General features: G+C 52.3%; 7 protein-coding genes. All 7 read left to right on the plus strand.

The window, feature by feature from the left end; all coding sequences use genetic code 11:
- Nucleotides 1–59: 59 nt before the first annotated feature.
- Nucleotides 60–2,534, plus strand: a complete 2,475-nt coding sequence (locus tag FYZ48_RS14280) for a hypothetical protein (protein ID WP_149341472.1) — start codon at nt 60–62, stop codon at nt 2,532–2,534.
- 215 nt (nt 2,535–2,749) lie between these two features.
- The gene (locus tag FYZ48_RS14285) at nt 2,750–4,513 is read left to right on the plus strand and encodes a hypothetical protein (protein ID WP_149341474.1); all 1,764 of its coding nucleotides are present in this window, start codon (nt 2,750–2,752) and stop codon (nt 4,511–4,513) included.
- Nucleotides 4,514–4,549: 36 nt separating this feature from the next.
- Nucleotides 4,550–5,692, plus strand: a complete 1,143-nt coding sequence (locus FYZ48_RS14290; RefSeq protein ID WP_149341476.1) for a hypothetical protein — start codon at nt 4,550–4,552, stop codon at nt 5,690–5,692.
- Between the two features lie 54 nt (nt 5,693–5,746).
- Nucleotides 5,747–6,913, plus strand: coding sequence for an NPCBM/NEW2 domain-containing protein (locus FYZ48_RS14295; RefSeq protein ID WP_149341478.1), 1,167 nt, complete (start codon nt 5,747–5,749; stop codon nt 6,911–6,913).
- 69 nt (nt 6,914–6,982) lie between these two features.
- The gene (locus tag FYZ48_RS14300; RefSeq protein ID WP_149341480.1) at nt 6,983–8,740 is read left to right on the plus strand and encodes a S1C family serine protease; all 1,758 of its coding nucleotides are present in this window, start codon (nt 6,983–6,985) and stop codon (nt 8,738–8,740) included.
- 29 nt (nt 8,741–8,769) lie between these two features.
- On the plus strand, nt 8,770–9,825 hold the full coding sequence (locus FYZ48_RS14305; RefSeq protein ID WP_149341482.1) for a S1C family serine protease: 1,056 nt from the start codon (nt 8,770–8,772) through the stop codon (nt 9,823–9,825).
- Nucleotides 9,826–9,835: 10 nt separating this feature from the next.
- A complete protein-coding gene (locus FYZ48_RS14310) occupies nt 9,836–11,833 on the plus strand; it encodes a PDZ domain-containing protein (protein ID WP_149341484.1) in 1,998 nt (665 codons plus the stop codon).

Below are 11,833 nucleotides of genomic sequence, written 5' to 3' on the forward strand. Positions count from 1 at the left end.
AGAATTTCAGGGAACTCCGGCACTTCAATCGACGTCCCAAATGATTGTAAAGCAGACCTATGAATGAACCATCAAAAATCACGCTCCCTCAGGAAATCACTGATCTCCTCAATCGGTTGCGTGGGAAAATCCGCAGATACATTCTGTTGGAAGGAGTTGCGCGGCTGCTGGCAGTGATCGGTCTGATCTTCTGGGCCAGCTTCCTGGTTGACTGGGGTTACTTTCAGCTGAGCCATTTTGAACTGCCGGTCTGGTTTCGAGCCTCGCTGGTCCTGATTTCCGTTTCGGCAATTCTCGTACTGGCGGTCAGTCTGCTGCTGTTCCGCCTGATGAAAAAAATGCGACGCAAAGCACTCGCACTGGTGCTGGAGCGACGCTTCCCCGAACTGAATGACCGGCTGGCGACCGCGATTGAACTGCACGAGACCCACGAACCACAGAATGCCCTGACGCGCGCGATGCTGGAACGAACCGTGCATGAAGTGGCCGAGGGCAGCAGACAGCTCCCGCTGGAAGAGGTCTTCGACAAACGTCCGCTGCGGCGTGCTTTTCTCTGCGCGCTGGCACTGTGTATTTCGATCCTGACGCTGGCGGTGTTCAATCAACCGGCGATGGCCCGCTGGGCCAAGGGTTACCTCGAGCTAAAAACCGATTACTGGAACCGAGAGACGGGACTGGTGGTTAAAGTCATCGCACAGCCTGGTGACCGGGTCAAAGATTTTCAGAATCAGATCTACAAGCATGGGCTGGGTAACGATCTGACCCTGCTGGTGGAAACGGCAGATGGAAAGCAGGCTCCCGAACGCGTCCAACTGACATATCGAATGCAAAGCGGACGGGGAGGCGGCAGGACGGTAATGTCCCGCATGGGAGAAGGCCGTTTTAAACACACGATTACCGATCTGCTGGAAGACATTCAGGTCTGGGTGTCGGGAAATGATTACACCAATCCCCAGCCTTACACCATTGAGATTGTGGAAAATCCCGTGCTGGACCAGATTCAACTCTCTTGTGTGTACCCGCCCTACATGGGCCTGAACCAGGTTGAGCCGGCTTCGGGTAAACCAGTCCCCGATCTACTGGCCGTACAGGGAACTCAGATTTCGATCCCCGTTAATACTGAGTTTGATCTGATCTCAAGCGCCAACAAACCGATCACCCGGTATCTGTTCGAAACCGATCGTCTCAAACTGCAACTCGAACCACCACGCGAGAACAGCCAGACCGAGAGTTATCTGGCATGGAAAAACCCTCAGGGAGAAATCGTCAGCCAGGCCGAGATCACCGGCCCCCAACTGTCACAGATGTGTGGTTCAGACCAGTTGCAGTTCCAGATTCCCTTTACGCTGATCGGGGAAAGCAAACCTCAGTCCGAGGCCCAGAGTGGCTCTCTGCCTGCCCGCATTCCACTCATGGCGGATGAGCCGATCCGGATTTATCTGGAGGATGCAGACGGGCTGCTGGTAACCGAGCCGATCCGTTTGAGCATCAACGGGATCGTCGATCAACCACCCAAAATTGATACACAGCTCAAAGGAATTGGCAAATCAATTACCCGTAAGGCGATGATTCCAGTACAGGGAACGATTACCGATGATTACGGTATCCAGGCAGCACGATTTGATTTCCTGGTCGATGAAGATAAAAACTTCCGTCCCCGGCCGTTCCGCAAGAAACCAAGTGAACGCCCCCGGGAATTCACTCTGCAGCGGAATGATCAGGAGGAGTGGGAACGTTTTGAGGTCCTCCCATTGGATCTGAAAGTCGGACAGAAAATCAGCCTGACCGTCCATGCAGAAGATGCAGACAATCTGAGCGGTCCGCATCAGGTACATGGGGAAACCTATCACTTTGAAATTGTTACCGACGAAGAGCTGCTCTCCCAGCTCTATTCCAAGGAACTCAATCTGCGGAAACGCTTCGAACAGATTTTTAAAGAAGTCACACAGACGCGCGATGAACTGAGCGAGCGTATCGAACAACTCAAGCAGGCAGAATCGATCAAAGCGAAACAAAAGCAGGGCCAAAGCGATCCCAAATGGAATGACACCCTGCTGGAAATCCAGACGGCGGTCGCGGTTTCAGCCGATCGCAGTTTGTACGGCAGCCGCAAAAATGCGACAGAAACCGCGTCGATCGTTGAATCATTTCATGACATCCGCGAAGAGCTGGTGAACAATGGAGTCGCCACTGCACAGATTCTGGGCCGGATTGACGACAAAATTCTCAAACCCCTGACCATGATCCACGAGCAGGACTTTCCCGAGGTCGATCAACACCTGGGACTGCTCCGACTGGCTATCGAGAAACAAAATGACCCCTTGCCGGAAATGCAGACCAGCATTGAACTTTTGAACGCCATGCTGAACCGGATGCAGAGTGTCCTTGATGAAATGCAGGACCTGCTGGAGTTTCACGAAGCCATTGAAATGCTGAAGAATCTGATTGAACGCGAAAAAGAATTAACCGAAGAGACAAAAAAATATCGCAAAAACAAGCTGCTCGATCGTCTCAAAGGGTTGGGACTGGAATAATCTGTCGCCAATCTGTGCCTCGGTCAAAATGCGATTTTCACCCCGCTTTTGACTGAACACAAAAACATGCTTCGAACATGGTCCCCGACATGATATAATAAATCGCTGTGCTTTCTTCTCAGCGCGCTCATTATGTTGAGAAAGGCACAGCCCTTACGTATTCCCTCCCTATCGGTTCTGAGTTCATTATGAATTTTCTGTCAGGAGCACTTCTTATGTTGAATCGCCCCCGCATCGCCTGCCTGCTGTTCGCGATCACTGGCGTTCTGTTATGTGCCCCCGCCACCTTTGCTCAGAACAATGCCTCTGACTCTGGGACTGCGAACGGGAAACGGGATCTCTCCGACAAACAGGAGGCGATCTCCCAGCAGTTCAAGCGATTTGAATCGACGCTGCACGACCTGGGCGAATACATGAAAAAAACGGACCCTGCCCGGGCCGACCTGCTGTTTCGGGCCTTTGGTCAGAGTAAACAGAACCAGATGACGGTCGAGATGCAGAGGGTCTTGCAGATGCTGCAGGACGGACAGTTGGGTGAAGCGGTCGAACGGCAGGAAAACCTGCTCCAGAACATGCAGGCCCTGCTCGCGCTGCTTCAGAGCGAAGACCGCATGAGTGAAGTGGAGAAAGAAAAAGAACGCCTGCAGAATCTGCTCAAAGATGTAAACCGGCTGATCGGCCAGGAACGGGATGTCAGAGCAGCAACGGAGCGCGGAGGTAAACAGGCTGATCTCCAGGATAAACAGCAGAAGACCGCTGAAAACGCGAAAAAGCTGGAGGCGAAGATCGACCAGCAGGATGCAGAGAAGAATAAGGACTCACAGCAGTCTGAAAATAAAAATGATCAGGAACAGAAAGATTCGGATCAGAAGCCATCAGGAGAGCAGAAAGAATCTGACTCAAAAGAGGGCAAACCCGAATCAAAGTCTGATCAAAAATCGAATCAGTCTCAGGATTCCAAATCTCAGAATAAATCTCCCCAACAAGGGAAATCAGACCAGAACCAGAAAAGCTCTCCCCAGGAAAAGTCTCCTCAGCAGGGAGAGCAGTCTCAACAACAGCAACAGCAGCAGTCTCAACAGCAACAATCGCAGGAACAGCAGCAATCCCAGCAGGGGCAACAGAAACAGTCTCCGCAGTCAGAGAGTCAGCAGCAACAGCAGAAAACTCCCGGACGCGAAGAACTGGAAAAAGCCCGTCAGGAGATGGAAAAAGCGATTGAAGAACTGAAGAAACAGCAGAAGGAAAACGCTTCGAAACATCAGGACGAAGCAATCCGTAAGCTGACAGAGGCCAAAGAAAAGCTGGAAGAGATGCTGCGTCAGTTACGCGAAGAAGAACGCGAATTGAAGCTGGCTGCGATGGAGGCCCGCTTGCAGAAGATTCTCGCACAGCAGAAACGTGTCTACGCCGGCACCCTGTCGATCGACCAGGTACCGGAGAAAGAACGCAACAGCCGTCATACCGCAAGAGCGGTACAGTTATCGCGTGAAGAGACCATGATCGGAACTGAAGTCGATAAAGCGATTCTGATGATTAAAGACGAAGGTTCGTCTGTCGCCTTTGGTGAAGCTCTGACTGAGGTGCGAGAGGATGTGCAGTCGGTCTCGTATCGGCTCAACCAGACCAAGGTTGGCACCCTGACACAGGAAATCGAGCAGGACATTATCAGCACGCTGGAAGAAATGATCGAAGCGCTGCAGAAAGAGATGGAAAAATCGGAAGACGAGAAGAAACAGCAACAGCAGCAACAACAGGGCGCTCCCAAAGATAAATCCCTGGTCGACATGCTGGCTGAGGTCAAGATGCTCCGTTCCATGCAGTTACGAGTGAATAACCGAACCCGCCGCATCGAAAAACTGGCCCAGGAAAAGGATGCCAATCGTGCTGACCTGCTGGAACAGTTGCAGAATCTGGCGGATCGACAGACACGCATCCAGAATGCCACCTACATTCTGGCCACCGGAAAAAACAAATAGCAGCGCACCTGTTTTACACAAAGGTAACAGACCAAGATGAAACAGCAGTTACTCAACTGTCAGAATCAAAGCGGCATCAGAAACCTGCTCAAAGTGTGCGTTCTGCTGCTCCTGTGGAATGGTCCCGGCCTGACGGTGTATGGGCAGATTTCAGAGAAAGACGCCCTTCCGTTGGAAACGAAAGCGCAGAAACCGGCCGAAGAAGAAAAGACGGTACTCTACGCGGCTCCCTCAGCTGTCGATCTGAAAATTCAGCTGGAGACTTGGACCGCCGAACAGAAAGCCAAAGATCCAGCACTGTTAAAGCGGGTCGCCTCCCAGCTGGCCAAACTGGATCCCAGCCTGAATGCAGAAGACAAACTGAATCTGACCATGCAGGTCTTTGCCGAAGTGAAACCGGAAGCCCGAGAAGTGGCTCGCGCCTATCAGCTGTCGGATCAGTACCCGGTCTTTTCCAATCAACCACTCTTGGTTGAGGGCAAAGCCGATCAATTCTATCTGGCCAATCTGCGATACTACGTCGCCCGTAATCTGACTCAGTATCGCATGGTCGATCAGGCACTGGTGATTTTCAACACGATCCAACCCGATCAACTGGTCGATCCAGCCGGATACCTGTTTTACAAAGCGGTCTGCGAGCATCATCTCCTGCAGAAAGAAGCTTGTGAAAAGACACTGACACAACTGCTTGATCGGACTCAGGAAATCCCTGAACGCTATCGACAGCTGGCCACACTGATGCAGGCAGATCTCGCATCACTTAAAGAAGACAGTCTTGATGAAATCTCCCGGAAGATGAGCGATGTTGAGCGACGTCTTGACCTGGGTAAGTCGGGGAAAGACACTCAGAAAGTGGAAGATGAAATCATCGCCGCTCTCGACAAAATGATCAAGAAAATGGAAGACCAGTCCAAGAACAGTCCTTCCTCCGGTTCGGGTTCCAGCAGTTCCGGTTCTCCTGAGCAAGGCGCAGATGAAAGCCGCGTCAAAGGGTCTACAGCTCCTGGCGAGGTCGACAAGAAGAAGCTGTCGAATAATGGAGGCTGGGGAACACTGCCTCCCAAGAAACAGGCATCGGCCAAAAATATTATTAACCGTAATTTCCCTTCCCACTATCGGAAGGCGATCGAAAAGTACTTTAAAAAGCTGGCGACCGAGAAAGCGAGTTCTGGCAAATAAGCGACATGCCAGACCGTATTTCGCCGCGATTTTAATAGAATACTGGAGACGTTTATGCATTCCCTGTTTTGTGCCACCATGACCATGCTGCTGGCAGCTTCCCCTGGAGTCGAAGTGACCTCTCTGACGGGAACGAGCGTTTCTGGTCAGTTGCAGTCATTGAACCAGGGGACGATCCAGCTGAAACAGGGGCAGGATGATCGACAGTATCCTCTCTCAGGTGTGTTGAATGTACGGTTCCCGCAGAATCGCTTTCAACGCACACTCGAATCCCCCCTAATGGTGCGGCTGACAGATGGTTCCCGCTTTCCGATTCAGGATCTGAAGAGTAATGATCGGGAGACTGTTCTGCAGGGGGAGCAGACGGGAAGCTTGACTGTTCCTACCAAAGCGGTCACATCCGTTCGCTTCGGAGCCCTGAATTCCGATCTTCAGAAATCATGGGACAAACTGCTTAACGGAAAACATAGTAAGGATCTGCTGGTCGTCCAGAAAGAAAATGTGCTCGACTACATTGATGGTGTTGTTGGCAATATCACCGCTGACCGGATTCAGTTCTTTGCCGGTGAAGATGAAGTCCCCGTCAATCGTCAGCGGGTCTTCGGTATTATTTATGCTCGTCCAGCGACAACAGAGACGACGCCCTTCTGTTCAATCAAGCTGACCGATGAAGGCACCCTGCAGGCTTCAGCGATTTCTTATAACGGAACAGATTTCGAAGCCACTCTGCAGACAGGAGCCCGCACCAGGCTTGCTCCTTCGGTAATCGCGAATCTCGATTTCAGCCAGGGAAAGGTACGTTACCTGTCCGATCTGGAACCACGTAACATTGAATACACCCCCTTCTTCGACACGGTCTGGAAGTATCGCCGTGACAAACATCGCGATGGAGGACCGCTGCGTGTGGGTGGCAAAGAATACTCACGGGGACTCTATATTCATTCCAAAACCCTGCTGCAGTATCGACTCAAAGACGATTACCGCCGTTTCCGGGCTGTCATGGGAATTGATGACTCGGTCCCCGGTATCGGTTTTGTATATGTGGAAATTAAAGGCAATGGCCGTACGCTCTTCGCTGGCAATGTGAAAAGTTCTGACTCACCTGTCGATTTAGATCTGGATGTCAGTGGCGTCCGTGACCTGGAGATCCTGGTTGATTTTGGAGATAACCTGGAGATCTGCGATCACCTGGACCTGTGTAATGCCCGCCTGATTAAATAACCCGGATTCGTTGATGACTCTCCCGAAAACGGGTTGGTCTACCGCGGTCCTGAATGATAAGGGAAATCAATGCAGAACGTTTTTGTCTGTGCGCTGTTGATCATCGGCCTGCTCTGCCAGGCTCCCGCGTCAGCTGACACTTCGAATGTAGATCCAGCCGTACTGGCTGCCCAGAAGCAGCGAATTGATGTCATCAAAGCAGTCTCTCCTTCAGTGGTTGCCATCTTCGGTGGTGCTGGTGATGGAGGTGGCTCGGGAGTTCTCGTCACTCCTGATGGCTACGCGCTGACCAACTTCCACGTCGTTTCCGGCGCGGGTAACTTCATGAAGTGTGGGCTGAATGACGGTAAGCTGTATGACGCTGTCATTGTCTCCATTGACCCGACCGGGGATGTGGCTTTGATCAAACTGCTGGGCCGTAATGATTTTCCCGTCGCGAAACTGGGGAACAGCGACACGGTGCAGGTGGGTGACTGGGCCTACGCGATGGGTAACCCGTTCCTGCTGGCAACGGATTTCCAGCCGACCATTACCTATGGGATTGTGAGCGGCGTACATCGCTACCAGTACCCGGCTGGAACATTCCTGGAATACACTGACTGCATCCAGGTAGACTCATCCATCAACCCTGGAAACTCGGGCGGCCCCCTGTTCAATGACCAGGGTGAGTTGATCGGCATCAATGGTCGTGGCTCGTTTGAAAAGAGGGGACGCGTCAATTCGGGAGCCGGCTACGCGATTTCGATCAATCAGATCAAACACTTCTGGGATCATCTCAAGAGCGGCCGAATTGTCGACCATGCGTCGCTGGGAGCCACCGTGGCGACCGGCTTTGACGCCAAAGTGGATGTAGCTGAGATCCTGGAAGACTCAGACGCCTATCGCAAAGGGCTGAGGCTGGGAGATGAGATCGTCTCCTTCGCCGGTCGCCCGATCCGCAGTGTGAACCAGTTCAAGAATATCCTGGGGATTTACCCTGCAGGCTGGACATTGCCTCTGGTCTATCGTCGAGATGAGCAGAAAACGAAAATTTACGTGCGCCTGCAGCCTCTGCACACGGCTGCGGAACTCCAGGAACATGTCAGTTCGCCCAAGATGCTCCCTGAGGAAAAACCGGACGACGAGGATCCCAAACAGCCGAAAATGCCGATCCCTGTGCCTCATGGGCATCCCGCTCCCCCTGCACCGCCGGAACAGTACAAACATCTGTATGTTCCCAAAACCGGTTTCACCAATTATTACTTCAATCAACAGCAACAAGAGCGTCTGTTACAGGCGCTGCACGCTCACAGTAACTTCGCTGATCGCAAAGGCAACTGGACTCTGATCGGCAAACTGGATAACGGAGCAGACTTCACACTCACGCTGGCTGACAAAGGGATCGGCCTGGAATCGGGTAATGACGTCTTCCTGCAATCACTGGAAACAGGGATGCCTGTCGACGAGCCTCCAGGAACAGGCGGACTGCTGGCAGCCTTGCATCACTTCCGTCTCTTACTCTCCGGACAGACAGATCGGTTTACGGATTTCTATTATCTGGGCAGCGAACCTCTGGATGGAAAAAACGAGATGGTCGACGTTATGGTAGCCACACAAACCGGCACCATCTCCCGCTGGTATTTCAACAAGTCGGACCTTTCGCTACGTGGATGTGATTTCTACCTGACGGAGAATTCAGAACCCTGTTCAATCCGCTTTGAACAGTTTCGCACACTCAACGGACAGAAATTTCCGGGTGAGCTTGATGTCCAGTACGAAAACCGTCCTGTGATGAAATTGAAAATTGATCGACTGAAACTGGAAACCACGGACGCCAGCGGGAAATAGCATCCTTTCGTGACGAAAGTAAATACTCTGTGAATCAAGCTAAATTAATCAAACCAATCCTGATCTGTATCTGTCTGCTGGGAGCACTCTTGGTTCCCGTGCATAGGTTGGATGCCTCTTCACGCGAGACGATTCAGTATGCCCTGCCACGCCTGGTCAAAATCTTTGGGGCGGGGGGAGTTAAAAACCTATACGGCTACAGTACCGGCTTTTTAGTTTCTCCAGAAGGTCATATTGCCACCATCTGGAGTCCAGTGCTGGATACGGACCAGTTGTCTGTCGTACTGCACGATGGGAGACGTTATGAAGCGGAAGTCCTCGGAGCCGAACCTCACCTGGATCTGGCGATCATTAAACTCAAATCAGAACGCGACCTGAATCTGCCTTACTTCAATTATGAAGAAAAAGCGACTGCAGGTGCAGGCACACGGATCCTGGGTTTCAGTAACATGTTTCGTGTCGCTACGGGAGACGAACCGGTCTCCGTGCTGCACGGCGTCATTGAAGCCCGCACCGATCTGCCCCGGCGGAGAGGTGCCTTCGAGCTTTCTTACACAGGTGATGTATATGTAGTTGACGCGATCACAAATAACCCTGGAGCGGCGGGCGGGGTGATCATGACCTATGATGGCAAACTGCTGGGGATGATTGGCAAACAGGTACGTAACGCCAAGACAAATACCTGGGTGAATTATTCCCTGCCCATCGATGTGCTGAGTAAAAGCATCAGGCAGATCGTGACCGGCAAATTCGAATCCAGCGAAGACCAGAATGAACCGGAACCTTCCATCGTTGAACGTTACAAACCGATTGATTTTGGTCTGGTCATGGTCCCCGATGTCTTATTTCGCACCCCCGCTTTTATTGACACTGTGCTCCCCGGTTCCCAGGTCGCGCAGGCAGGTCTTAAACCCGACGACCTGGTGGTCTTTGTAAATGATGAATTGATCAAGTCCTGTAAAACCCTCAAATCTGAGCTGGGGAAACTGGAAGCCGGCGATACCGTCAGGCTGGTCGTCCGCAGAGAAAACCAGCTGGTTGCCGTCGAACTCCAGGTCCCGCCCGAAAAAAAAATAAAAGAGTGATACCCCTGTTATGAGAAGACATTTAATTCTGTCGCTGCTGCTGTTCTGGATCGTGTGCGGTCTGGGGAATTCTCCCCTGCCGGCCCAGCCTCCTGCCTCTGATCTGGAGAGCCTGGAAGAACGTGCCTTTAAACAGGCTGCAGCGCTGATGAACCCGTCCATCGTACGTATCGAAACGGTGGGCGGACAGGACCGGGTAGGAAAACTGATTACCGGCACCGGCCCGACATCAGGAGTCGTCGTCAGCCGGGATGGTCTGATTATCTCCAGCGCCTTCAACTTCATCGGCAAGCCGTCCTCAATCCTGGTAACACTACCCGATGGGCGTCGCTTCCCTGCCGTCGTTGTGGCTACCGATCATCTGCGAATGCTGACCCTGCTTAAAATTGAAGCGGATAATCTGCCGATTCCGACTGCTGTCCCGGAAAAAGATCTGCAGGTCGGAATGTGGTCGATCGCGCTGGGACGCACCTTTGAGCTGGATCAGCCCAGCATCTCTGTTGGCATTGTCAGCGCCCTGGAACGTATCTGGGGGAAGGCGATCCAGACCGATGCCAAGATTTCTCCCATCAATTATGGTGGTCCCCTCGTTGATATTCAGGGACGGCTGATGGGCATCCTCGTTCCACTTTCTCCCGGTGCAACAGGAGAGACGGCAGGAGTCGAATGGTATGACTCTGGGATCGGCTTTGCGATCCCCATGACCGACGTATTGAAAGTCATCCCCCGTCTGAATACCGGTAAGGATCTGCATCCCGGGCTGCTGGGAATCACCTTGAGTGGCAAAGGGGATCTCTCGACCGAAATGAATCTGGATCGCGTCCGTTATGGTAGCCCTGCACAGGAAGCGGGGCTCAAAGCAGGGGACACGCTTATCAAGTTGAACGACAAACCGGTGGCGTTGCACTCCGAGGTGAAATCGGTCCTGATGAGCCTGTACGCAGGCGACACAGTCAGCCTGACCGTGACCCGTGAAGGAGCCAAAGAGCCGTTAACCTTCAAAGCCACTCTGACAGAAAAACTGGTACCCTTCGAATCCGGCTTCCTGGGGATTCTCCCTGTCAGAGAGGCTCAGAATCAGACAACGCCCGGCGTCGGTGTACGCTATGTAATTCCCGATTCCGCTGCTCAGAAAGCCGGTGTGAAAGCCAAAGATCAAATCCTGGAATTTAATCAGCAGAAAGTTACCAGTGCGGAAATGCTGGCATTTCTGGTAAACCATCTGCGTCCTGAAGATCAGGCATCCCTGCTGATTTCACGAGATGAGAAACCAGTGAAACTGGACGTCAAACTGCAGAAGACTCCCGATGCCGTTCCCGCAGAAATCCCCACACAGGCGATCCCCTCCCGGACCGCCCAGGAAAATAAAACGCAGAAGATCAAAGCAGGGCACTACAAAGAAAAACTGCCTGGCAGTGATTCGAGTTACTGGGCCTATGTGCCAGAGAATTATCATCCTGACTACGAGTACGGTTTGATGGTCTGGATTCATCCTCCCGGAAACACAATGGAGTCGACCATCTTCAATGAATGGAAGAGTATCTGCGAGCAGCGGGGGATCATCATCGTCGGGCCAACGGCGGAGGATGTGATTCGCTGGAACCGGGATGAAACGGAGTTTGTAGAGGCAGTTGTGAAGTCGATGCAGCAGCGGTATGACATTGATCCTACCCGGATCTTCCTGCTGAGCCATGCTGACGGAGCTGATTTCGCTTTTGATCTCGCATTTAAATATCGAGAACTGTTTCGGGGTGTTGCAGTCACCGAAGGGTCTCTCAAAAGCCGACCACCGGAAACCGATCCGGATTATCCATTGAGCCTGTACTTTGCTCTGAATGCTCACAATCCTTTGAACCAGCTACTTCAACCCCGGCTGGACCTGATCCGCGAGATGAATTACCCCACGGTGTTTCAACTCATTAAAAATGATCAGCAACCGGGTGAGTATCCTGAGAAACCATTTCTCGAAGAAATTGGTCGCTGGGCCGACAGCCTGGACCGGATTTAA

This window comes from Gimesia chilikensis, assembly GCF_008329715.1.
Classification (GTDB): Bacteria; Planctomycetota; Planctomycetia; order Planctomycetales; family Planctomycetaceae; genus Gimesia; species Gimesia chilikensis.

Coding starts and splice junctions, on each gene's coding strand:
- FYZ48_RS14280 (WP_149341472.1), top strand. CDS start 60: ATGAATGAACCATCAAAAATCACGCTCCCTCAGGAAATCACTGATCTC.
- FYZ48_RS14285 (WP_149341474.1), top strand. CDS start 2,750: ATGTTGAATCGCCCCCGCATCGCCTGCCTGCTGTTCGCGATCACTGGC.
- FYZ48_RS14290 (WP_149341476.1), top strand. CDS start 4,550: ATGAAACAGCAGTTACTCAACTGTCAGAATCAAAGCGGCATCAGAAAC.
- FYZ48_RS14295 (WP_149341478.1), top strand. CDS start 5,747: ATGCATTCCCTGTTTTGTGCCACCATGACCATGCTGCTGGCAGCTTCC.
- FYZ48_RS14300 (WP_149341480.1), top strand. CDS start 6,983: ATGCAGAACGTTTTTGTCTGTGCGCTGTTGATCATCGGCCTGCTCTGC.
- FYZ48_RS14310 (WP_149341484.1), top strand. CDS start 9,836: ATGAGAAGACATTTAATTCTGTCGCTGCTGCTGTTCTGGATCGTGTGC.